Raw genomic sequence first — 23,492 nt, forward strand, 5'->3', positions numbered from 1 at the left:
AGAAGCGATAAGTATGTTGTAACTAATTAAGGGATTTTTTTTGACTTTATTGGCCGTCGAGGCCGCGAATGGGTTTGATGGTTGCCCACGAACGGCAGGATGGGCAGTGCCAGTAGAGCGTATGGGCGGTAAAGCCGCATTTCTGGCAGCGATAGCGCGGTTTGCTGCGCACCTGTTCCCCGACCATGTTTCTCAGCACCCCGAGGCTTTCTTTCGCGCGCCCTTCTTCCGCTTCGTTGAGATGGTAGTCCATCAGCTTATGGAAGACACGCATGGTCGGGTGACGTTCCAGCTGCCGGGTAACATAGTTTTGCGCGGCTTCGACCCCTTCCCGTTGCTCGAGGATCTGCGCCAGCATCAGTTCAGCAGTGGCCCCGGTGTTCTCATCCACACAACGGCGCAGGAAAACTTCCCACTCTTCGGCTTTACCCAGTTGCTGGTAGCAGGTCTGCAGCATCTCCAGCGTCTCACCGACCAGCTCTTTATCCTGATCGATAACCCGCTCAAGGCTCTCTACCGCTTTGGCGTAATCACCCTTTTCCATCCACACCCGGCCCATCATTATTGAGACCCGGGCGCTATTGCGGTCTGCGGCGGCGCCTTTCTTCAGCAGCGCCATCGCCTTATCCAGATCGTTGGCCGCCATCTGCTGCAGGGCCAGCTCACACCAGAAGTTGGCGATTTCGCCACGATGTTTCTCTTTACCCAGCTTCACCAGCCGTTCAGCCACTTCGATCGCCGACTGCCAGTCGCTGGTCGCCTGGTAGATCTGCAGCAACTGCTGCAGAGCGCTCAGGCGGAAATCGGTCTCATCCACCAGCTGTTTGAACATATCTTCCGCGCGATCGTACAACCCGGCGGCCATATAGTCGCGCCCCAGCTGCTGGACGGCCAGCAGGCGCTGATCGTAGGTTAACGATGCGCTTTCCATCAGGCTCTGATGAATACGGATCGCGCGATCAACCTCGCCGCGCGAGCGGAACAGGTTACCGAGCGTCAGGTGGGCCTCAACGGTGCCGGTATCCTCTTTCAACATATCAAGGAACAGGTCGACGGCTTTATCCTGCTGGTTGCTGAGCAGGAAGTTAACCCCCGCCACGTAATCCCGTGACAGGCGGTTCGCATCGTCCTGTTTGGACTGTTGTGCACTTCTGCGCCCCATGTACCAGCCGTAGGCGGCGGCAACGGGTAAAAGCAGAAACAACAACTCCAGCATAAGAGGTTATTCCTTCACGGCAGGCACGCCTGCGTCGGCAGCTGCCGGGCTGACGGGGGCAATCTGGTGCTCAAGGCGCTTAATTTTTCGCTCCGCGCGCGCCAGCGAAACACGCACCCGCAGCCAGAACAGGCCGCAGATCAACCAGCCAATGGCAAAGCCCGCGGCGAACAGCACCGCCAGCAGCGTCGAAATGCGGAATTCACCCTGCGCGAGTAAATAGTTGAACGTGACCTGTTGGTCATTCTGCGCCCCCAGCGTCACTGAAATGACGAAGATTGCTAGCACCAGTAAGAAAATGAGTAAATATTTCACATGACTTCCCGTTATGTGGGTTGCGCGTAAAAAAGCCCGCTTTCAGCCCTATAAAGTATCATTTTCGCCGCAGCGGTGGAATGAAAAAGCATGGCAACTGTACAGGATATGCGGTCGGATGCCGCTAAAATCAACATTATTCCGCTTCAGACGTCCGTTTTTTAATATCCTGCGCCTCCTCCCCCGGCGGCGAGAGCGGTCCGCACAGGCGCTGCGTCAGCCAGCAGGCCACCGTGACCAGCAGCCAGGAGATCAGCGTGGCGACAATGAGATCCAGCGGCCAGTGCATGCCCAGCGCCAGGCGACTGCCCATCACCGCCGTCGCCCATACCAGCAGCACGGCGACCGTGCCCCAACGCCGACGCGGCCACAGCAGCCCGGCGGCCAGCAGCGCCCAGCTGGCGGCGAACATCGTGTGACCAGACGGGAAAGCAAAGCCCGTCTCTTTCTGCCAGTGCTTGCGTAAAAATGGCGGAATGTCCTGCGACTGCGCCAGCTGAGCATGCACCAGTTTAGCGCGTTCTTTACGCTTCAACGCATAGAATTGCGTCACCGGCACCTGTCTTGAGTTTTCCAGCCAGATGACAAAGGGTCTCGGCTCCTGAACCCGCTCTTTGACCCAGGATTTAACCCCCTGTCCCGCCAGGATGGCGGCGGCAAGAATCAGGAACAGGATCAGTGCTGCGCGCAGCCGGTAGCGCAGACACCAGAGAAACCAGCCGCACAGGGCGACATGCGTGATAATTCCCCACGGCTGCGTCACCGTTTCCGTCACCCACCAGAGGGTTTTCAACATCGCAACCGGCAGTCCTGGCTGCCACAGCCAACCAGACAGCCAGACCGTAACAGGCATAACAAGCAGCAGCGCCGCCGCGAGAGCGGTTCGTCGGGCAATCAACAGCATTTTCTCTCCTTCTCCTTGTAGATGAACATCATAGCGGAAAGTAGTTCGTTTGTGCGCTTTCCACGCGGCTAACCGTTCGCGATTAGGAGAACGTCCCGGCCTTGTGGCAAAATAGCGGCAAACAGAAAGCACATTCAGGTGCTGACAGAATCTGGAGAATCACATGCAGCTTAAACGTGTGGCAGAAGCCAAACTGCCAACCCCATGGGGCGATTTCCTGATGGTGGGTTTTGAAGAACTGGCAACCGGACAAGATCATGTCGCGTTGGTGTATGGCGATATTTCGGGGCAGTCGCCGGTCCTGGCCCGCGTCCATTCAGAGTGTCTGACGGGCGATGCCCTGTTTAGTCTGCGCTGTGATTGTGGCTTTCAGCTGGAAGCGGCCCTGTCGCATATCGCCGAAGAAGGTCGGGGGATCCTGCTCTATCACCGTCAGGAAGGACGCAACATTGGTTTATTGAATAAGATCCGCGCCTACGCGCTGCAGGATCAGGGCTACGACACCGTTGAGGCAAACCATCAGCTGGGCTTCGCCGCCGATGAGCGTGATTTCACCCTGTGCGCCGATATGTTCAAACTGCTCAACGTTGAGCAGGTGCGCTTATTAACCAATAACCCGAAAAAAGTGGAAATTCTTACCGAAGCCGGGATCAACATTGTGGAGCGCGTACCGCTGATCGTCGGGCGCAACCCCAAAAACGCCCACTACCTGGACACCAAAGCTGCCAAAATGGGCCATCTGCTGAACAGCAAGCCGGCGGAATGAATCGTTTGGATCAAAGAGAAAGGGCCAGCGATGCTGGCCCTTTATTTTACAGCATATTGCGGATGACGTAGTGCAGAATGCCGTCGTTGCGGTAGTAGGTAAGCTCGGTCGCCGTGTCGATACGACACCGACAGGGGATTACCTCCTGCGAGCCGTCAGCGCGAGTCAGGGTCACCGGCACCGTAGCGCCAGGCTGAAGCGACTGCAGATTGCTGATATCAATCTGCTCTTCCCCGGTCAACTGCAGCGTTTTGCGGGTGACGCCCTGCGGGAACTCCAGCGGTAAAATCCCCATCCCGATCAGGTTGGAGCGGTGGATACGTTCGAAGGACTCGGCGATCACCACCCGAATGCCCAGCAGGCGCGGCCCCTTCGCCGCCCAGTCGCGGCTGGAACCTGAGCCATATTCCTTACCGGCAATCACCGCCAGCGGTATGCCTTCCGCTTTATACCGCATCGCCGCATCGTAGATCGCCACCGGTTCGCGGTCCGGCAGATGCCGGGTCATACCGCCTTCCACTCCCGGCACCATTTCGTTACGAATACGGATATTAGCGAAGGTGCCGCGCATCATCACCTCATGGTTACCGCGACGGGAACCATAGGAGTTAAAGTCGCGCCGGGCAACCCCATGCTCCTGCAGATAGCGGCCTGCCGGGCTATCGGCTTTGATGCTCCCCGCCGGCGAAATGTGGTCAGTGGTCACAGAATCGCCCAGCATGGCGAGGATCCGCGCGCCATGAATATCCTCCACCGGCAGCGGCTCGACGCCCATCTCGTCAAAGAACGGCGACAGGCGAATATAAGTCGAGTCCTCCTGCCAGTCGTAGGTATCTGACGCCTCTACTTTGATTGCTTTCCACTCCTCAGTACCGGAAAACACTTCCGCGTACTCTTTGCGGAACATCTCGGTGGAGACCTGTTCCACCGCGCGGGCAATCTCCTCCCCGCTCGGCCAGATATCTTTCAGATAGACCGGCTGACCATCGCTGCCCTGCCCCAACGGCTCGCGGGTAAGATCGATGTTCATGTTCCCCGCCAGCGCGTAAGCAACCACCAGCGGCGGTGAGGCCAGCCAGTTGGTTTTCACCAGCGGATGGATACGCCCTTCGAAGTTACGGTTACCGGAAAGCACCGCCCCGACGGTCAGGTCGCCCTTTTTGATCGCCTCTTCGATAGGTTCTGGCAACGGACCGGAGTTACCGATACAGGTGGTGCAGCCATATCCCACCAGATTAAAGCCGAGCTGGTCGAGGTAAGGCGTCAGGCCAGCATGAGCCAGATAATCCGACACCACTTTCGAGCCTGGCGCCAGGGAAGCTTTTACCCACGGCTGCGGCTGCAGGCCACGCTCGACGGCTTTTTTCGCCAGCAGACCGGCGGCCATCAGCACGCTGGGGTTGGAGGTATTGGTACAGGAGGTGATTGCCGCAATGGCCACGGCGCCGTCCGGTAGCGAATAGTGATGCCCGTTCAGCGTATAATCCACCGGCTGGCGCTGACGCTGCAGATGGTTAACTTCCAGCTCGCCGCTGGCGGCGAAGGCTTTCGGTACATCGCCGAGCGCCACGCGATCCTGCGGCCGCTTCGGCCCGGCAAGGCTCGCTTCAACGCTGCCCATGTCCAGCGCCAGGGTGCTGGTAAAGACCGGCTCATCGCCAGGTTTGCGCCACATGCCCTGCGCTTTGGCATAGGCTTCCACCAGCGCGACCTGCTCTTCGCTACGGCCGCTGAGACGCATATAGCTGAGCGTCACGTCATCGATCGGGAAGAAGCCACAGGTCGCGCCATATTCCGGCGCCATATTGGCGATAGTGGCGCGATCGGCCAGGGGTAAGGTATCCAGGCCATCGCCGTAGAATTCAACAAACTTGCCGACGACACCGTGCTGGCGCAGCATCTGGGTGACCGTCAGCACCAGATCGGTGGCGGTAATGCCTTCACGCAGTTTGCCACTGAGCTTAAAGCCCACGACATCCGGGATCAGCATCGACACCGGCTGGCCCAGCATGGCGGCTTCCGCTTCAATCCCACCCACGCCCCAGCCCAGTACGCCGAGACCGTTAATCATAGTGGTATGGGAGTCGGTGCCCACCAGCGTATCCGGCCACGCCATCCATTTCCCGTTCACCTCTTCGCTCCAGACGGCCCGACCAAGGTATTCCAGGTTGACCTGGTGACAAATACCGGTGCCTGGCGGCACCACGCTGAAGCGGCTGAAGGCCTGCTGACCCCAGCGCAAAAAAGCGTAACGTTCGTGGTTACGCTCCATTTCCAGACGGACGTTATCTTCGAAGGCCTCGTCATCGCCAAAGCGGTCGACGGTGACCGAGTGGTCGATCACCAGATCGACGGGCGACAGCGGATTCACCTTCTCGGTGTCGCCGCCCAGGCGCTTCACCGCCTCGCGCATGGCGGCCAGATCCACCACTGCCGGCACGCCGGTAAAGTCCTGCATCAGAACGCGCGCCGGACGGTAGGCTATCTCCCGGTCGGCATGGGCCTGCTGCAGCCAGCCGGCCAGGGCACGAATATCTTCTTCTGTCACCGAGTCACCGTCCTGCCAGCGCAGCAGGTTCTCCATCAGCACCTTCAGCGACTTAGGCAGTCGACTAAGATCGCCCAGCTGCTTCTCTGCCAGCGGCAGACTGTAGTAATGCCAGGTTTTCTCGTTGACCAGCAGCGTGTCCTTACTGGCTTCTCGTAGGGTTGACGACATAGCTCCTCCTTTATCTCAGGGATGGCATACCCCGATTCTCCTCAGGGTCTCCATTAAAGATAACACATGCAGAGCATAACACTTTGATAACAACCCAAATTGCTAAATGCGCAGATGGCGAGAGTGATTATTCGGGAATTATCCTGGAATCGGAGAAATAGCACCAAAATAGTGCAGAAGCGACGATTAAGCCGATATTGTATTAGTACACGAGGACAAAAAAAGAGCTAATCGGCCAGCAGGCTATGATTAGCTCTTGTGAGTGATTTCAGAGTGGATGAATCCAGCGGCAAAATATATTCTCCCTGTATTGCCGGTCACTGATCTTATATTACCGTTTCCTTTCACTGTCATAAAAATGACATGTATCTACAACGATGACCTACAGCTTTAGCTGACAATCCAGATGTTGCAGATGGTAAGCGCGATGATGCTCCAGAACATCGCCAGCCCTACCAACACTACGCCCCATACGCGACTACGCAGAACGGGATCGATTTCGGTTTTGTCATTCTCGTATGACATCGCCAGTTTCATGTAATCGATATTACTTATCATATTGTCACCACCAATTGCTCAAATCATCAGGTACAGATAAATCTTAATTATGGATAAAAGATTAATCCAGTGAATTTAGGCCTGATGGAATATATTTAACCGGTTATTTGATCGCGGCGGGCATAATGACAAACGTGTTGCCAGAAATTACTAATTTTGTGATTGGTTCGAGGTTTAAGATGTTAAATTGGGACCATGATAGTCAATGGCACTCCCCACAGGGAATGCCATTATTTTTTTAAGGGTTATTTTTCCGGAAGTTTTATATCTTTAAACATCGCTTCAATATCTTCATTCGACCGCAAAGCCACCGCGGTATCCACGACATCCCGGGTCAGATGGGGTGCAAAACGTTGAATAAAATCATACATGTAGCTTCGTAAGAACGTGCTACGGCGGAAACCAATTTTGGTGGTGCTGTGGCTGAATATACCGTTCGCATCCAGCTTCACCAGATCAGGGTCAGAGACCGGATCGACCGCCATGCTGGCAATCACCCCTACCCCAAGGCCCAGACGAACATAGGTTTTGATGACGTCGGCGTCAGTGGCGGTAAAGACAATGCGCGGCGTCAGGCCCGCACGGTTAAACGCGGTATCCAGTTCCGAACGACCGGTAAAGCCAAAGGTATAGGTCACCAGCGGGTACTGCGCCAGCTCTTCAATGGAAACCGAGCCCTTCGCGGCCAGTGGATGCTCAGGCGTCACCACAATCGACCGGTTCCAGTGATAGCATGGCAACATCACCAGATCGTCATACAGATGCAGCGCCTCGGTGGCGATGGCGAAGTCGGCATTGCCTTTCGATACGGCTTCGGCAATCTGGGTTGGCGAGCCCTGATGCATATGCAGCGACACGCGCGGGTAGCGTTCAATAAAGCCCTTGATCACCCCCGGTAACGCATAGCGCGCTTGAGTATGGGTCGTCGCCACATATAACGACCCTTTATCAGGCCAGGTATGCTCCCCGGCGACAGATTTGATCGCATCGACTTTCGACAACACCTCGCGGGCGATACGGATGATCTCCTGCCCGGCAGGCGTCACCTGGGTTAAATGTTTGCCGCTGCGGGCAAAGATCTGGATGCCCAGCTCATCTTCCAGCATGCGGACCTGCTTACTGATGCCCGGCTGGGAGGTATAAAGCCCTTCGGCGGTGGATGAAACATTCAGGTTATGGTTCACCACCTCAACGATGTAGCGAAGCTGTTGTAGTTTCATGCTGATATCCGTTTGCGCGTAAAATGAAGCCGCTTAATACACTTTACGTTCAGGCAACTTGTCGACCGTGAGGCCCGGCCTCCCGGCAGTTGGCCATAGTGGCGCCGCAACGCATCCTGAAAGCGATGATGTATAAGACGTTTTAATAATAAAAAAGGGATTAACTATAACCACTATATCATTTATATCAACAGTGTATAGATACTAACGAAAAATAATATAGGTGGTTATAAGGGGAAGAAAAGCCGATCCAGAAGGGGAAACGATGCGGCAGAAGCATCCACTGCTTCTGCCGGTCGTTAGAGCAGGAAAAGCGCGCTTTTCCTGCCAGGTCATGCACAATTACTTCTTGGCTTCAGTCCATTTACCGTCGATAAAGAAGGCTGACCAGCCGGTCGCTTTGCCCTCTTTTTCGGAAGCCACGTACTGCTGTTTCGTTTTACGGCTAAAGCGCACCAGCGTTTTATTACCTTCTGGATCCTGCTGCGGCGCATCGGCGAGATAGCGCAGTTTTTCCGGCAGACGATCGCGGAAGCGGTACAGCTCTTCCACCAGCGGCGCACGCGTTTCCCGTGATTTCGGGAAGGTGTTGGCCGCCAGGAAGACACCCGCCGCCCCGTCGCGCAACACGAAGTATGCATCAGACTTCTCGCACGGCAGCTCCGGCAGCGGCACCGGATCTTCCTTCGGCGGAGCCACTTCGCCATTGCGCAGGATCTTACGCGTGTTTTTACACTCGTCGTTGGTACAGGCCATGTACTTGCCGAAACGCCCCATTTTCAGGTGCATTTCAGAACCGCACTTCTCGCACTCTACTACCGGACCGTCATAGCCCTTGATGCGGAATTCGCCCTCTTCAATCTCATAGCCGTCGCAGGTCGGGTTATTACCACAGACGTGCAGTTTACGCTTGGGATCGATAAGGTAGCTGTCCATTGCCGTCCCGCACTTCTGACAGCGACGTTTGGCACGCAGCGCGTTGGTTTCCGCGTCATCGCCTTCCAGCACGTTGAGAACTTCGTTTTCCGGCACCAGGTTGATGGTGGTTTTGCAACGCTCTTTCGGCGGCAGAGCATAGCCCGAACAGCCGAGGAAAACGCCGGTACTGGCAGTACGGATCCCCATTTTACGTCCACAGGTCGGGCAGTCGATGCTGGTAAGCACCATCGGGTTCGGCTGCATGCCGCCCTCTTCCGGATCTTTCTCAGCGGTCTCCAGCTGAGTGGTAAAATCGCCGAAGAAGTGGTTCAGCACCTCTTTCCACTCGGCCTGGTGGTTGGCCACCTGGTCGAGACGATCTTCCATCTGCGCGGTGAAGTCGTAGTTCATCAGATCGCGGAAGTTTTCTTCCAGCCGATCGGTGACGATTTCGCCCATTTTCTCCGCGTAGAAACGACGGTTTTCCACCCTCACGTAGCCGCGATCCTGAATGGTCGAGATGATCGAAGCGTAGGTGGAAGGACGGCCGATACCGCGTTTTTCCAGCTCTTTGACCAGCGAAGCTTCGCTGAAGCGCGCCGGCGGCTTGGTAAAGTGCTGCGCAGGCGTCAGCTCCACCAGGCTCAGGCGGTCGCCCTGTTTGACCACCGGTAGCGTCCGGTCTTCATCGCCCTTGCGCAGCGCCGGCATGACTTTGGTCCAGCCGTCGAAACGTAAGGTACGACCGCGTGCTTTCAGTTTGAAATCGCCCGCCGCCACGGTCAGCGTGGTGGAATCGTATTGCGCCGGCGTCATCTGACAGGCGACAAACTGGCGCCAGATCAGCTGATAGAGTTTCTGCGCATCGGCTTCCATATCTTTCAGCGTTTCCGCCAGCACGCTCACATCAGAAGGACGAATCGCTTCGTGCGCTTCCTGCGAGTTTTCTTTGCTGGCGTACTGGTTAGCGCTCTCCGGCAGATATTTTTTGCCAAAGTTGTCGCTGATATAACCACGAACCATGTTCAGCGCGTCCTGACTCAGGTTGGTGGAGTCGGTACGCATATAGGTGATGTGCCCCGCCTCATAGAGACGTTGAGCCATCATCATGGTCTTTTTCACGCCGAAGCCGAGACGGGTGCTGGCCGCCTGCTGCAGCGTGGAGGTGATAAACGGCGCGCCCGGCTTGCTGCTGGTCGGCTTGTCTTCTCGCTCCAGCACGCTGTAGCTGGCTTTTTCCAGCAGCGATACCGCCGCCATGGTCTCATCACGGCTGACCGGACGGAACGGCTTATCGTCTTTATGGGTCACCTGCAGAGGCAGCGCGTCGCCGCCCGGCGTGGTGGTGCTGGCATCAACTTCCCAGTACTCTTCCGGGACGAAGGCTTTGATTTCACGCTCACGTTCCACCACCAGGCGGACCGCAACGGACTGCACGCGCCCGGCAGAAAGACCACGGGCAATTTTTTTCCACAGCAGCGGCGAGACCATATAGCCCACCACCCGGTCCATAAAGCGGCGCGCCTGCTGGGCGTTAACCCGATCGATATTCAGTTCGCCCGGCTTTTCGAAGGCCTGACGAATAGCGTTTTTGGTGATCTCATTGAACACCACGCGGCTGTATCGCTGTTCATCGCCGCCGATCACTTCCCGCAGGTGCCAGGCAATGGCTTCCCCTTCGCGGTCAAGGTCGGTTGCGAGATAGATGTGGTCAGCTTTTTCTGCCAACTGTTTGAGTTCTGAAACTACCTTTTCTTTACCCGGAAGTACTTCATAGTGCGCATTCCAGTCATGCCATGGGTCCACGCCCATGCGGTTAACCAGAGCACCACGTTCGTCCTTTTTAGGCTTTTTAGCCCCTTTGGTGGCGGTAGAGTCGGTGCTCTTTTTGGAAGCTGATCCACTGGTCGGCAAATCGCGGATATGACCGACGCTGGATTTCACCACGTAGTCATTACCCAGATACTTATTGATCGTTTTGGCTTTTGCCGGGGACTCAACGATAACGAGAGCTTTACCCATATTCACCTTTACCTAATTTGATTCATCCAGGAATACATCGCACATTCATACACCCTCCACTGGCGACTGCCTCATATGTTGCGGCACCGTCGGTGAATATCAACCCTGAACACCCGTTTCATCTCCGTAAAACCAGGCGTTTGAGTTTGCTGACTTTTTTTCGTCAGGTGACATAGCACGAAGAATTTTTGGCCGAATGTCAAGCAAATCTGTTGCCAGATCGCCGAAAGCGTCACACTGTACCTGATAAAATTCGTTACGCAACTTTATTAGCATGCAAAAGCGAATCCCGCCAGTAAACGGCTGTTTCTCCACTGGTTACGATTACCCTTGTTTTGTCCATGGAAAATTTGCCCCACGCCGCCGCGCGGCGTAAACTACGCGCGGAGAAAAAGAGGAGTCCGTTATGCAAGGTACAACCCAACCTATCGATCGCCAGACGCTGCTCGAAAAAGCCAACAAACTTATTCGCGAACATGAGGATACGTTAGCCGGTATCGAAGCCACCGACGTCGTTCAGCGCAACAATGTCCTGGTGTTTAGCGGTGAGTTTTATCTTGACGAGCAAGGTTTACCGACGCCGAAGAGTACGGCGGTATTTAACATGTTTAAGTACCTCGCCCACGAGCTGTCGGACAAGTATCACCTGGTCGATTAAGGCCAGTAGAAACGATAACGCGAGGCCTGGCCTCGCGTTATGTTGTTTACATCAGCGGTTTCTGACCGCGCTGCCACCAGCGCAGCAGAAGTCGATCGGCGCTCTCCGCGGCGCTACCGGTGAAGCGGTCGAGCATTTTCTTACGCTGTTGATAACGCACCCCGATCACCTCGTGGCTCTCCATGAGCCCCAGCAACAGCTCATCGCTGGTTTCAACCGCATCCACCAGCCCTTTTTCCAGCGCCTGCACCCCGTACCAGTGCTCGCCGGTAGCTACCTGCTCAATATCAAGTCCCGGACGCATCCGATGGACGAAATCCTTGAACAGATGGTGCGTCTCATTGAGATCCTCGCGGAACTTGCGCCGCCCTTCTTCGGTATTTTCACCCAGCATAGTGAGGGTTCGTTTGTACTGACCAGCGGTGTGCAGTTCGATATCAATATCTTTGTTCTTCAGGAAGCGATGGAGGTTAGGGATCTGCGCCACCACGCCAATGGAGCCAAGGATCGCAAACGGCGCCGACACAATTTTGTTCGCCACGCAAGCCATCATATAGCCGCCGCTGGCCGCCACTTTGTCAACCGCCACCGTCAGCGGGATCTGTTTGTCGCGCAACCGCTGCAGCTGAGAGGCTGCCAGCCCGTAACCGTGCACCACCCCGCCGGGGCTTTCCAGACGAATCACCACCTGGTCACGCGCTTTCGCCGCCGCCAGTACCGCCGTGATCTCTTCCCGCAGGCTGTTGACCTCATGGGCATCCATACTGCCTTTGAAATCCAGCACCCAGGCGCGCGGCTTGCCTTCCGGCTCCACGTTACCCAGCTTCGCCCGCGCTTTCGCGGCCTTCGCCTCTTGTTTTTGCTTTTTTTTCTGCGCCTTATGCCACTGCTTCTGCTGCGGCCCGTCCAGCAGCGCCACCGCCAGTGATTCCTTCATCTCTTTATAATGCTCGCTAAGATTGGTCACCCGCAGCTCGCCGCGTTGCTTCTTGCGCTGGGCCAGGTTGACGATAATAGCGGCAATCACCGCGATAGCGACGACAACCGTCGCGATCTTGGCTAAAAATAAGCCGTACTGAGCAAGTAATTCCACGTTTTCACCTTGTGTAAAGCACTGACGTTGCTGCACAGTGTACATCAGCCCCTGGCGAGAAGTCTTTGTGCTTTGTGTCTTGTGCGCAGCGGATTCCGTTTTTTTTCAGCGAGGCTGAAATCGTTGCAAGATATTAATTTTCTGAATACTTTCCGCTTCGCCGATTGCAATGGCGAGCGCTTTCAGGCATAACAGCGCAAAAGTGAGATACCAAAGATGAAGCGCGATCGGGAACCGATCGCCCAAGGAGTCGCCGTGCATTATCAACCACAACGCCACTTGCTGAAAGATCGCATCATCCTGGTCACCGGCGCCAGCGACGGGATTGGTCGTGAAGCGGCCCTGACCTACGCACGCTACAGCGCCAGCGTGATCCTGCTTGGCCGCAACGACGAAAAACTGCGCGCCGTCGCCCAGGAGATTGAACGCGAGGGCGGCCTTCCCGTCCGCTGGTTTACTCTCGACCTGCTAACCTGCACACCACAGGAGTGCCAGCAGCTGGCGCAGCAGATAAGTATGCACTATCCCCGTCTTGACGGCGTGCTGCACAACGCCGGCCTGCTCGGCGACATCTGCCCTATGGACGAGCAGAAGCCGGAGGTCTGGCAGCAGGTGATGCAGGTGAACGTCAATGGCACTTTTATGCTGACCCAGGCGCTTCTTCCTTTATTACTCCGTTCGGATGCGGGCTCGCTGGTCTTCACCTCGTCCAGCGTTGGCCGTCAGGGCCGCGCCAACTGGGGCGCCTATGCGGTCTCCAAATTCGCCACCGAAGGAATGATGCAGGTGCTGGCCGACGAGTACCAAAGCCGCCATCTGCGGGTGAACTGCATCAACCCCGGCGGCACCCGCACCGGGATGCGCGCCAGCGCCTTCCCGACGGAAGATCCGCTAAAACTGAAGACCCCCGCTGACATCATGCCCGTCTATCTGTGGCTGATGGGTGACGACAGTCGCCGCAAGACGGGAATGACCTTTGACGCCCAACCGGGCCGTAAGCCAGGAATTGCCCAATGAGTGATGAACGCTACCGCGAACGCCAGCAGCGGCTGAAAGATAAAGTTGACGCCCGGGTGGCGGCAGCCCAGGACGAACGCGGCATTGTGATGGTCTTTACCGGCAACGGCAAAGGCAAAACCACCGCCGCCTTTGGCACCGCGACCCGCGCCGTCGGCCACGGTAAAAAGGTCGGCGTGATCCAGTTTATCAAGGGGACCTGGCCTAACGGCGAGCGTAACCTGCTGGAACCCCACGGCGTCGAATTTCAGGTGATGGCGACAGGCTTCACCTGGAACACCCAGGACCGTGACAGCGACACCGCCGCCTGTCTGGCGGTCTGGGAGCATGCCCGCCGTATGCTTGCTGACGACCAGCTCGATCTGGTGCTGCTGGATGAACTGACTTACATGGTGGCGTATGATTACCTGCCGCTGGAGTCGGTGCTGAGCGCCCTGCGTGAGCGTCCTGCCCATCAGTCGGTGATCATTACCGGCCGCGGCTGCCATCGCGATATTATTGAACTGGCGGATACCGTCAGCGAACTGCGTCCGGTCAAGCATGCGTTTGATGCCGGGATTAAGGCGCAGATGGGAATTGACTACTGAGGGCCTGATACGGCGAAAGGCAGTACGCGTTCCGGCGGCAAGCCACCGGAACGCATAACATTAACCGTTGGTCTTATTGCGAGTACTGGAACGACGGTTGCTGTTGTTACCCTGGCGCGGGTTAGCGCTGGTCTGGCTGTGACGCTTCACCGCCCGCCGGATCTGATTGGCTTTCATCCGGCGACGGTCTTTCTCGACGGCAACTTTAGAACTGGTTTCCGGCGTCAGCTCCACCAGCTCACGCAGGTAGTTGGTCTGCGCCAGGTCCAGTTCGGTATAGCCGCCGCGCGGCAGGCCTTTCGGCAGCAGAATATCGCCGTAGCGCACGCGGATCAGGCGGCTGACCTGCACACCGACCGCTTCCCACAGGCGACGCACTTCGCGGTTACGCCCTTCGGTCAGGGTGACGTTGTACCACTGGTTAATCCCTTCACCGCCGGTGAATTTGATGGTTTTAAATGCTGCCGGACCATCTTCTAACTGCACGCCGCGAGACAGCTGACGCAGCTTATCATCATCCACCTGGCCGAAAACGCGAACGGCGTACTCACGCTCGACTTCACGGCTCGGATGCATCAGGCGGTTTGCCAGTTCGCCATCGGTGGTGAACAGCAGCAGGCCGCAGGTGTTCACGTCCAGACGGCCAACGGCAATCCAGCGCGCGCCGCGCAGTTTTGGCAGACGATCAAACACCGTCGGGCGCCCTTCCGGATCGTTACGGGTGCACAGCTCGCCTTCCGGCTTATAGTAAGCCAGCACGCGACAGATCTGCTCAGCAGACTCTTTCACCGAGATCAGATGACCATCGATACGAATTTTTAAACCGGGGACGATTTCCACACGATCGCCGAGGGTGGCGATTTTTCCGTCGACGCTGACGCGGCCAGCTTCGATTTTCGCTTCAATTTCACGGCGGGAGCCGTGGCCGGCGCGGGCCAGCACTTTTTGCAGTTTCTCGCTCATTGAGCTTCCTTAAGGTGTCGCCTTCCCAGGCGTCTGGTATGCTTTATGAAACAATGAGGCCTGTATCAACAACTCATTGTTACGTATATACTTTTTACGTAAAGTCTCGCTGACATGCGCTAAACATTCACCGCGAGCCCGTAATCGTGGCCGAACATACTACACTAACTTCGTCGGGAAAGCTTCTGTTCGCCGCATCGCGCCTTGAGTATGGAACAGATTTTCCTCATTCTCCTGTGCACATTCACGTATGGAGGTCTTTACCGGACAGTGAGCTCCCCTCACTGCGCGCCCTCCTCCACAACTGCCGGGCGCTGGTCGAGCAGCCAGTCGCGAAAACAGCGGTTGGCAGGCGCCAGCAGCGCGGTCTCGTGGTAAACCAGATGATAGGCCAGCGGACAAGCGATGGGCTGAGCCAGAGGATTAATCAGCCGCCCCTGCGTCAGCGCAGGCGCTATGAATGAACGTCGTAGTAATGCCATCCCCATACCGGCGAACGCCGCCTCCGTCACGCCGTTGGAATCAGTGAACACCGGGCCGCGGCGCGCGCGGTGCGGCTCCAGCCCCACGGCCTCACACCACAGCGCCCAGTCTTCACGATGTTCATCGTGCAACAGCGGATACTGTAGCAGCTCGCTCACATCGATGAGGGTCCGGCGCGGAGCAATCAGTTGCGGACTGCAGACCGGTATAAGGTCGTCATCCAGCAGGCGGTAAGCCTGCAGTTCCGGCCAGCCGCCGACACCATGACGCACGGCAAAATCGATCCCTTCACTCAACAAATCTACTCGCCGGTTGGTGGTGCCGATCTGGATCTCAATCTGCGGATAGCGTCGTTCAAAATCAGCCAGCCGTGGCAGCAGCCACTGAATGGCGAAACCGCTGGTACAGCTGAGTGTCACCTTTTCTGGCCCCGCGGGCACCTGCAGGCGATGAGTGGCGGCGGCTATCTGGAGAAACGCGGGCTGAACGGCCCGCAGGTAGATCTCCCCCACCTCCGTTAACTGTAACTGTCGGGGAGTACGAATAAAAAGCGGGGTATTTAGCGCTTCCTCGAGGCGGGCAATTTGCTGGCTGACGGCGCTGGGCGTAACGCAAAGCTCACTGGCGGCCTGCTTCAGACTGAGCAGCCGTGCCGCCGCTTCAAAGCAGCGCAGCGCATTCAGCGGTGGAAGTTTCATCAACATGGCATCTCAGTTAAGAATAACTTAATCATGTAAGCATAACGCGTTTGTCGGACGCTGCACGTGAGTTCTACAGTTGACTTCCTTCGTGACTACAAGGAGTCAATCATGCGTGTTATCGACTATGGCCGCCTGCTGCTACTCGCCGCTCTCTGGGGCGCCAGCTTTTTGTTTATGCGCATCACCACCCCGGCCTTCGGGGCGATGAACAGCGCTTTTCTTCGCGTACTGTTCGCCGCTATCGCGCTCGGGCTGTTACTCGGCGTGCAGGGTAAATGGAGCGGGTATCAGGGAAAATTCATATCCACTCTGAAGCTGGGGATCATTAATTCAGGCCTTCCTTTTCTGATGTACTGTCTTGCCGCACAGTGGCTGCCGGCAGGGTACTCCGCCACGCTCAATGCCACGGCGCCGATGATGGGAATGCTTATCGGCGCGTTATGCTTTGCAGAACCGTTAACCCTGCGCAAAGGCGGCGGCGCGTTACTGGGCGCCATTGGCGTGGCAGTCATTGCGCGCCCAACCTCCAGCCTCGGCGCCGCCCTCCTGCTGCCGGGGATCGGGGCCTGCCTGATCGCGACCGCCTGTTACGGTCTGGCCGGCTTTCTGACCCGCCGCTGGATCCAGCAGCGGGGCGGCCTTGAGGCTGAGCACGTTGCGCTGGGCAGCCAGGTCGGCGCCACGCTGTTTCTGTTGCCTTTCTTTCTCTGGTCAGGCTGGTATGGTCCGGTCATAGACTGGCGACAGAGCCTGCCGTGGATAGCGATAGTCATGCTGGGCGTGGTCTGTACAGCAGCAGGGTATATTCTCTATTTTCGCCTGATTGCTGATATAGGACCGCTGCGTTCGCTGTCGGTGACCTTTTTGATCCCACCTTTTGCGGCGCTGTGGGGCTATCTGTGCCTCGGAGAGGCCATACAAAAAGGGCTGATTCTCGGCGCACTGCTGATCGGTCTGGCGCTGTGGTTGATTGTCGTCCCGTCAGGAAGGAAACGCGGGGTGTCGGGCGGAGCATGATCCACCGCCCGACGAGGACGATCAGAGAAACGGCTTCACGTCGCCGACGCCTTCGCGCAGCACCACCGGAGTATCTTCCGTCAGGTCGATAACCGTGGTCGGCTGCTGCCCAAGGAAGCCGCCGTGAATGATGAGGTCCACCACTTTCTCCAGACGATCTTTGATCTCTTCCGGGTCGGACTCGGTAAAGTCGCTGCCGGGCAGCATCAGCGACGTGGACAGCATCGGTTCGCCTAAAGTCTCGAGCAACGCCTGAGCAATGGGGTTGGACGGGACGCGCATGCCGATGGTTTTACGTTTCTCTTGCAGCAGCCGGCGCGGCACTTCTTTGGTCCCCTTGAGGATAAAGGTGTAGTTGCCCGGCGTGTTGTTTTTCATCAGACGAAACGCCACGTTGTCTACAAAAGCGTAGGTTGACAGCTCGGACAGATCGCGGCACATCAGGGTAAAGTTGTGGCCGTCAGGCAACTGACGGATACGGCAGATCCGCTCCATCGCGCCCTTGTCTTCAATTTTGCAGCCCAGGGCGTAGCCGGAGTCGGTAGGATAAACGATCACCCCGCCCTTACGCACAATCTCCACCGCCTGGTTAATCAACCGCGCCTGCGGGTTATCCGGATGGATATAAAAAAACTGGCTCATACTTCCCTCTCAATTTTTATTCGGCGGCCGCTTCCCAGCTGTGCCAGACGCCTTCCACGCCGGCAGGAAGCCAGAGCTTACGGCCAAGCTCGATCCACGCACAGGGCTGATGAAAATCGGATCCCTGTGACGCCAGAAGACCAAACTGCACGGCCAGGGTGGCCAGCTGGGCGCGTTCATGGGGCGCCTGCTGACACTGGGCCACTTCCATGGCATCACCGCCCTGCTCGCTAAAGTGGGCCAACAGCCGCTTCAACCACTTGGCGGAGAGATCGTAGCGCCCGGGATGGGCTATCACCGCCTTGCCGCCAGAATGATGAATGACATCAATCGCTTGTTTTATTGTACACCACTGCGGCGGCACGTAACCGGTTTTCCCGCGGGCAAGGTATTTTTTGAAGACCTCCGCCATGTTTTTCGCATGGCCGGCCTCCACCAGAAAACGGGCAAAATGGCCGCGGGTGACGGCGCCACCGTCCGCCAGCCGTAACGCCGCTTCCCAGGCGCCGGGGATCCGCGCCTTCTCCAGACGTTCGGCGATCATTTGTCCCCGCAGCTGGCGTCGCGCTTTCTGCTCCTCCAGCAGCGCGGTCATCGTCGGGTGCGCAATATCAATATTCAGACCCACGATATGTATTTCGTGATTCTCCCAGAGCGTCGAAATCTCGACGCCGTTCACCAGCGTTAAGGGTAATCCGGCGCGGGCGATCTCTTCCCGGGCGGCCGGGATCGCCGCCACGCTGTCATGGTCGGTGATCGCCAGGGTGCCAACGCGCATCTCATGGGCGCGATGGACCAGTTCCTGCGGAGTCAACCGCCCATCAGAGGCGGTGGTGTGGCTGTGCAGATCGTAAATCACTGCGTATTGGCTGTCGCTCAAAAGGACTCCTGCTGGACATCAACGTAAATAAGCGCATTATCATACCGACAGGCAGAGAAAATCTGCAAACAAGGGTTGACTTTATTCCATTGAACTAGTTAACTAGTACGCAAGTTCACATGAAGGGGTATCACGATGAAAACGTATGTTATCACTCTGCACAGCTGGTGGCGCACCTCCTGACTTCGGGCGGCGTGATCGCGTTTTGCATTCAGCATACAGATACCCGGCCCGCCAATGAGCGGGCTTTTTATTGGACAAAAATAATACGAACAGGCGAGAACAATAATGCAAACATCCAAACCGGCACTCGAGCTTCTCACCAGCGACGCCATCTACCGGGAGAACCCGACGGCGTTATTCCACCAACTGTGCGGCGCCCGTCCGGCCACGCTGCTGCTGGAATCCGCTGACATCGACAGCAAAGATGACTTAAAAAGCCTGCTGCTGGTCGACAGCGCGCTGCGCATCACCGCCCTTGGTGACACTGTCACTATTCAGGCCCTTTCCGCTAACGGCGCCGCGCTGCTGGAACTGCTGGACAGCGCGCTGCCCTCCGGGATCGCCAATCAGCGCCAGCCCAACGGCCGCATCCTGACCTTCCCCGCGGTCAGCACCCTGCTCGATGAAGACGCCCGTCTCTGCTCACTGTCGGTGTTTGACGCCTTCCGTCTCCTGCAGGAACTGGTGACCGTCCCGGCCAACGAGCGTGAAGCGATGTTCTTCGGCGGCCTGTTCGCCTATGACCTGGTCGCCGGCTTTGAAGATCTTCCACCGCTGCAGAGCGACACCGCCTGCCCGGACTACTGCTTCTATCTGGCAGAAACTCTGCTGGTCATCGACCATCAGACCAAGCATACCCGCATTCAGGCCAGCCTGTTCACCCCGCTGGAAAGTGAAAAGCAGCGCCTGGAGCAGCGCCTGAGCCAGCTGCGTCAGCAGCTGAACGAGCCGCCGGCGCCGCTGCCGGTCACCACCGTGACCGAAATGCAGTGCGACGTTGACCAGAGCGATGAAGAGTACGGTGCGGTGGTGCGTAAAATGCAGCGCGCGATCCGCGCCGGGGAAATCTTCCAGGTGGTCCCTTCCCGTCGCTTCTCGCTGCCCTGCCCGTCGCCGCTGGCCGCCTATGATGTGCTGAAGAAGAGCAACCCCAGCCCGTACATGTTCTTTATGCAGGACAACGATTTCACCCTGTTCGGCGCCTCGCCGGAGAGTTCGCTGAAATATGATGCCGTCAGCCGTCAGATTGAGATCTACCCGATCGCCGGCACCCGGCCACGCGGCCGCCGCGCCGACGGCTCGCTGGATCGCGATCTTGACAGCCGCATCGAACTGGAAATGCGCACCGACCATAAAGAGCTTTCCGAACACCTGATGCTGGTGGACCTGGCGCGTAATGACCTGGCCCGCATCTGCACCCCGGGCAGCCGCTATGTCGCCGATTTAACGAAGGTTGACCGTTACTCCTTCGTGATGCATCTGGTCTCCCGGGTGGTGGGTGAACTGCGTCAGGATCTCGATGTGCTGCACGCCTACCGCGCCTGCATGAACATGGGCACCCTCAGCGGCGCGCCGAAGGTCCGCGCCATGCAGCTGATTGCCGCCGCCGAAGGTAAACGCCGCGGCAGCTACGGCGGCGCGGTGGGCTATTTCACCGCCCACGGCGACCTCGACACCTGCATCGTCATCCGTTCCGCCTACGTGCAGGAGGGTATCGCTACCGTCCAGGCCGGAGCCGGCATTGTGCTCGACTCGGTTCCCCAGTCGGAAGCGGATGAGACCCGAAATAAAGCCCGCGCGGTGCTGCGCGCCATTGCCCAGGCCCATCACGCGAAGGAGATTTTCTGATGGCTGACATTCTGCTGCTCGATAATATCGATTCTTTCACCTATAACCTGGCAGACCAGCTGCGGGCCAATGGCCATAACGTGGTGATTTACCGTAACTCCGTCCCGGCGCAGGCGCTGATTGAGCGTCTGGGCACCATGGCCAACCCGGTGCTGATGCTCTCCCCGGGCCCGGGTACGCCGAGCGAAGCAGGCTGCATGCCGGAGCTGCTGACCCGTATGCGCGGCAAGCTGCCGATCATCGGCATCTGCCTCGGTCATCAGGCCATTGTTGAAGCCTACGGCGGCTATGTCGGCCAGGCGGGCGAGATCCTCCATGGCAAAGCTTCCAGCATTGAGCACGACGGCCAGGCCATGTTTGCCGGTCTGGCTAACCCGCTGCCGGTGGCGCGCTACCACTCGCTGGTTGGCAGCAATATTCCCGCCGGGCTGACGATTAACGCCAATTTCAACGGCATGGTGATGGCGGTGCGTCACGATGCGGACCGGGTGTGCGGCTTCCAGTTCCATCCGGAATCGATCCTTACCACTCAGGGCGCACGGCTGCTGGAGCAGACCCTGGCCTGGGCGCTGCAGAAGCTGGAGCACACTAACACCCTCCAGCCGATCCTTGAGAAGCTGTACCAGGCGGAAACCCTGAGCCAGCAGGAGAGCCACCAGCTGTTCTCCGCCGTCGTGCGCGGTGAAGTGAAGCCTGAGCAACTGGCCGCCGCGCTGGTCAGTATGAAAGTGCGCGGCGAGCAGCCGCAGGAAATTGCCGGCGCCGCCACCGCGCTGCTGGAAAACGCCGCGCCGTTCCCGCGCCCGGACTACCTGTTTGCTGACATCGTCGGCACCGGTGGCGACGGCAGCAACAGCATCAACATCTCCACCGCCAGCGCCTTTGTCGCTGCGGCCTGCGGATTGAAAGTGGCGAAACACGGCAACCGTAGCGTCTCCAGTAAATCAGGCTCTTCTGACCTGCTGGCGGCCTTCGGCATCAATCTCGATATGAACGCCGATAAATCCCGCACGGCGCTCGATGAGCTGGGGGTTTGCTTCCTGTTCGCGCCGAAATACCACACCGGTTTCCGCCATGCGATGCCGGTCCGTCAGCAACTGAAGACCCGTACCCTGTTTAACGTGCTGGGGCCGCTGATTAACCCGGCGCATCCGCCGCTGGCGCTGATTGGCGTCTACAGCCCGGAACTGGTGCTGCCGATCGCCGAGACCCTGCGCGTGCTGGGCTATCAGCGCGCGGCGGTGGTGCACAGCGGTGGGATGGATGAAGTCTCGCTGCATGCGCCCACAGTGGTGGCCGAACTGCATAACGGGGAAATTAAAAGCTATCAGCTGACCGCTGACGACTTCGGCCTGACGCCTTACCATCAGGCGCAGCTGGCGGGCGGCACGCCGGAAGAAAATCGTGACATTCTGACGCGCTTGCTACAAGGTAAAGGTGAAGCCGCTCACGAAGCCGCCGTCGCCGCCAACGTCGCCATGTTGATGCGTTTACACGGGCATGAAGATCTGAAAGCTAACGCTCAGCAGGTACTGGATGTGCTGCACAGCGGCGCGGCCTATGACAGAGTGACCGCCTTAGCGGCAAGAGGGTAAAGAATGCAGACCGTTTTAGCAAAAATCGTTGCCGACAAAGCGATTTGGGTAGAAGCCCGCAAACAACAACAACCGTTAGCCAGTTTTCAGAATGAAGTGGTCCCGACGCAGCGCAATTTCTATGACGCGCTGGCCGGCACCCGCACCGCGTTCATTCTCGAGTGCAAAAAGGCCTCGCCGTCGAAGGGGTTGATTCGCGAAGATTTCGATCCGGCGGCGATCGCCAGCATCTACAAACACTACGCCTCGGCGATCTCAGTGCTGTGTGATGAGAAATATTTCCAGGGCAGTTTCGATTTTCTGCCGATCGTCAGCAAGGTCGCGCCGCAGCCGATCCTGTGTAAGGACTTCACCATCGACCCTTACCAGATCTACCTGGCGCGCTACTATCAGGCCGATGCCTGCCTGCTGATGCTCTCGGTGCTCGACGATGAGCAGTACCGCCAGCTCTCCGCGGTGGCGCACAGCCTGAATATGGGTGTGCTGACCGAAGTCAGCAATGAAGAGGAGCTGGAGCGCGCCATCGCCCAGAAGGCGAAGGTGGTGGGCATTAACAACCGCGACCTGCGCGATATGTCGATTGACCTTAACCGCACCCGTCAGCTGGCGGCGCGTCTCGGCCCGGATGTCACGGTGATCAGCGAATCCGGCATCCATACCTATGCTGAAGTGCGCGAGCTGAGCCACTTCGCCAACGGCTTCCTGATCGGCTCCGCCCTGATGGAGCAGGCGGATCTGGAAGCGGCGGTTAAACGCGTGCTGCTCGGCGAGAACAAAGTGTGCGGCCTGACGCGCCCGCAGGATGCCCAGGTGGCCTGGGAGTCCGGCGCCATCTACGGTGGCCTGATTTTCGTCCCGACTTCGCCGCGGGCGGTGAATGACGCGCAGGCCAAAGCGGTGATCGCCGCTGCACCGCTGCAGTACGTCGGCGTCTTCCGCAATGCGCCGCTGGACGAGGTGGTCGCCCGCGCGCAGGCTCTGGGGCTGGCCGCCGTGCAGCTGCACGGTGATGAGGACCAGGTCTATATCGACGCGCTGCGCGACGCCCTCGCGGACAACGTCCGCATCTGGAAAGCGCTGAGCGTTGGCGAAACCCTCCCGGCCCGTACGCTCCGCCATGTTGACAAGTACCTGTTCGACAACGGCCAGGGCGGCAGCGGCCAGCGCTTTGACTGGAGCCTGCTGCAGGGCCAGGATCTGCGCAACGTCATGCTGGCGGGTGGCCTGGGTGCCGATAACTGTGTGGAAGCGGCCAAAAGCGGCTGTGCCGGACTCGATTTCAATTCAGGCGTAGAGTCGCAACCCGGGATTAAAGACGCCAGCAAACTGGCCTCCGTATTCCAGACGCTGCGCGCATATTAAGGAGC

At 57.9% G+C, this 23,492-nt stretch carries 20 protein-coding genes and 1 other annotated feature; of the genes, 8 read left to right on the forward strand and 12 right to left on the reverse strand.

Annotation, left to right across the window (positions count from 1 at the left end; translation table 11 throughout):
- Positions 1-46 precede the first annotated feature (46 nt).
- The 3 genes from lapB to pgpB all read right to left on the reverse strand — a co-directional run bounded on the left by lapB (position 47) and on the right by pgpB (position 2,435).
- On the reverse strand, positions 47-1,216 hold the full coding sequence (lapB, locus tag CWM57_RS05065; protein ID WP_008807790.1) for a lipopolysaccharide assembly protein LapB: 1,170 nt from the start codon (positions 1,214-1,216) through the stop codon (positions 47-49).
- 6 nt (positions 1,217-1,222) lie between these two features.
- On the reverse strand, positions 1,223-1,531 hold the full coding sequence (locus CWM57_RS05070; protein WP_061154905.1) for a LapA family protein: 309 nt from the start codon (positions 1,529-1,531) through the stop codon (positions 1,223-1,225).
- Between the two features lie 136 nt (positions 1,532-1,667).
- Complete coding sequence (pgpB, locus tag CWM57_RS05075) at positions 1,668-2,435, reverse strand: phosphatidylglycerophosphatase B (RefSeq protein ID WP_100675712.1); 768 nt, start codon at positions 2,433-2,435, stop codon at positions 1,668-1,670.
- Between the two features lie 163 nt (positions 2,436-2,598).
- On the opposite strand from pgpB, the gene ribA reads away from it, so the two are divergent.
- Positions 2,599-3,201 (forward strand): GTP cyclohydrolase II, encoded by a 603-nt coding sequence (gene ribA / locus CWM57_RS05080; protein WP_008807788.1) that lies wholly within the window; start codon positions 2,599-2,601, stop codon positions 3,199-3,201.
- Between the two features lie 46 nt (positions 3,202-3,247).
- Here ribA and acnA read toward each other — a convergent pair whose 3' ends face one another.
- The 4 genes from acnA to topA form a co-directional block, all read right to left on the reverse strand.
- Positions 3,248-5,920 (reverse strand): aconitate hydratase AcnA, encoded by a 2,673-nt coding sequence (acnA, locus tag CWM57_RS05085; RefSeq protein WP_100675713.1) that lies wholly within the window; start codon positions 5,918-5,920, stop codon positions 3,248-3,250.
- A 390-nt stretch (positions 5,921-6,310) separates the two neighbouring features.
- A complete protein-coding gene (locus tag CWM57_RS05090) occupies positions 6,311-6,478 on the reverse strand; it encodes a YmiA family putative membrane protein (protein WP_002901776.1) in 168 nt (55 codons plus the stop codon).
- Between the two features lie 245 nt (positions 6,479-6,723).
- Entirely contained in the window at positions 6,724-7,698 is a 975-nt protein-coding gene (cysB, locus tag CWM57_RS05095) for an HTH-type transcriptional regulator CysB (RefSeq protein WP_008807786.1), read from the reverse strand.
- A gap of 342 nt (positions 7,699-8,040) precedes the next feature.
- Positions 8,041-10,638 (reverse strand): type I DNA topoisomerase, encoded by a 2,598-nt coding sequence (gene topA, locus CWM57_RS05100; protein WP_008807785.1) that lies wholly within the window; start codon positions 10,636-10,638, stop codon positions 8,041-8,043.
- Positions 10,639-11,044: 406 nt separating this feature from the next.
- On the opposite strand from topA, the gene CWM57_RS05105 reads away from it, so the two are divergent.
- Entirely contained in the window at positions 11,045-11,296 is a 252-nt protein-coding gene (locus CWM57_RS05105; protein ID WP_002901761.1) for a YciN family protein, read from the forward strand.
- Positions 11,297-11,342: 46 nt separating this feature from the next.
- Here CWM57_RS05105 and sohB read toward each other — a convergent pair whose 3' ends face one another.
- Positions 11,343-12,389 carry a protease SohB gene (gene sohB / locus CWM57_RS05110; RefSeq protein WP_008807783.1) on the reverse strand — a complete coding sequence of 349 codons (1,047 nt, stop codon included), beginning with the start codon at positions 12,387-12,389 and terminating at the stop codon, positions 11,343-11,345.
- Between the two features lie 255 nt (positions 12,390-12,644).
- Here sohB and CWM57_RS05120 point away from each other — a divergent pair, with 255 nt between their 5' ends.
- Positions 12,645-13,406, forward strand: a complete 762-nt coding sequence (locus tag CWM57_RS05120) for a YciK family oxidoreductase (protein WP_100675714.1) — start codon at positions 12,645-12,647, stop codon at positions 13,404-13,406.
- Positions 13,403-13,993 carry a cob(I)yrinic acid a,c-diamide adenosyltransferase gene (gene cobO / locus CWM57_RS05125; protein WP_002901749.1) on the forward strand — a complete coding sequence of 197 codons (591 nt, stop codon included), beginning with the start codon at positions 13,403-13,405 and terminating at the stop codon, positions 13,991-13,993. Before CWM57_RS05120 ends, cobO begins: the two co-directional genes overlap by 4 nt.
- Positions 13,994-14,053: 60 nt before the next feature.
- Here the strand turns inward: cobO and rluB are convergent, their stop codons facing one another.
- Positions 14,054-14,956, reverse strand: a complete 903-nt coding sequence (rluB, locus tag CWM57_RS05130) for a 23S rRNA pseudouridine(2605) synthase RluB (RefSeq protein ID WP_008807781.1) — start codon at positions 14,954-14,956, stop codon at positions 14,054-14,056.
- Between the two features lie 281 nt (positions 14,957-15,237).
- Positions 15,238-16,137, reverse strand: a complete 900-nt coding sequence (gene gcvA, locus CWM57_RS05135; protein ID WP_074386218.1) for a transcriptional regulator GcvA — start codon at positions 16,135-16,137, stop codon at positions 15,238-15,240.
- Positions 16,138-16,248: 111 nt separating this feature from the next.
- Here gcvA and CWM57_RS05140 point away from each other — a divergent pair, with 111 nt between their 5' ends.
- Positions 16,249-17,157 (forward strand): DMT family transporter, encoded by a 909-nt coding sequence (locus tag CWM57_RS05140; protein WP_100675715.1) that lies wholly within the window; start codon positions 16,249-16,251, stop codon positions 17,155-17,157.
- Positions 17,158-17,178: 21 nt separating this feature from the next.
- Here the strand turns inward: CWM57_RS05140 and CWM57_RS05145 are convergent, their stop codons facing one another.
- Together CWM57_RS05145 and rnm are read right to left on the reverse strand one after the other, a co-directional pair.
- Positions 17,179-17,799 (reverse strand): L-threonylcarbamoyladenylate synthase, encoded by a 621-nt coding sequence (locus CWM57_RS05145; protein ID WP_008807778.1) that lies wholly within the window; start codon positions 17,797-17,799, stop codon positions 17,179-17,181.
- A 16-nt stretch (positions 17,800-17,815) separates the two neighbouring features.
- Positions 17,816-18,679: an RNase RNM gene (gene rnm, locus CWM57_RS05150; RefSeq protein ID WP_061154911.1), complete on the reverse strand. Its 864-nt coding sequence runs from the start codon at positions 18,677-18,679 to the stop codon at positions 17,816-17,818.
- A 159-nt stretch (positions 18,680-18,838) separates the two neighbouring features.
- Positions 18,839-18,934 (forward strand) — a sequence feature (Trp leader region).
- A gap of 33 nt (positions 18,935-18,967) precedes the next feature.
- On the opposite strand from rnm, the gene CWM57_RS05155 reads away from it, so the two are divergent.
- From CWM57_RS05155 to trpCF, 3 genes are read left to right on the forward strand one after another with little or no spacing between them, the layout of a single operon-like run.
- Positions 18,968-20,530 carry an anthranilate synthase component 1 gene (locus CWM57_RS05155; RefSeq protein ID WP_100675716.1) on the forward strand — a complete coding sequence of 521 codons (1,563 nt, stop codon included), beginning with the start codon at positions 18,968-18,970 and terminating at the stop codon, positions 20,528-20,530.
- Positions 20,530-22,125: a bifunctional anthranilate synthase glutamate amidotransferase component TrpG/anthranilate phosphoribosyltransferase TrpD gene (gene trpD / locus CWM57_RS05160; RefSeq protein ID WP_100630922.1), complete on the forward strand. Its 1,596-nt coding sequence runs from the start codon at positions 20,530-20,532 to the stop codon at positions 22,123-22,125. The genes CWM57_RS05155 and trpD overlap by 1 nt, the downstream gene beginning before the upstream one ends.
- A 3-nt stretch (positions 22,126-22,128) precedes the next feature.
- Positions 22,129-23,487, forward strand: coding sequence for a bifunctional indole-3-glycerol-phosphate synthase TrpC/phosphoribosylanthranilate isomerase TrpF (trpCF, locus tag CWM57_RS05165; RefSeq protein WP_074386111.1), 1,359 nt, complete (start codon positions 22,129-22,131; stop codon positions 23,485-23,487).
- Positions 23,488-23,492 lie beyond the last annotated feature (5 nt).

It is taken from the genome of Klebsiella sp. G-Nf4 (assembly GCF_002810615.1).
GTDB classification, from domain to species: Bacteria; Pseudomonadota; Gammaproteobacteria; order Enterobacterales; family Enterobacteriaceae; genus Klebsiella; species Klebsiella variicola.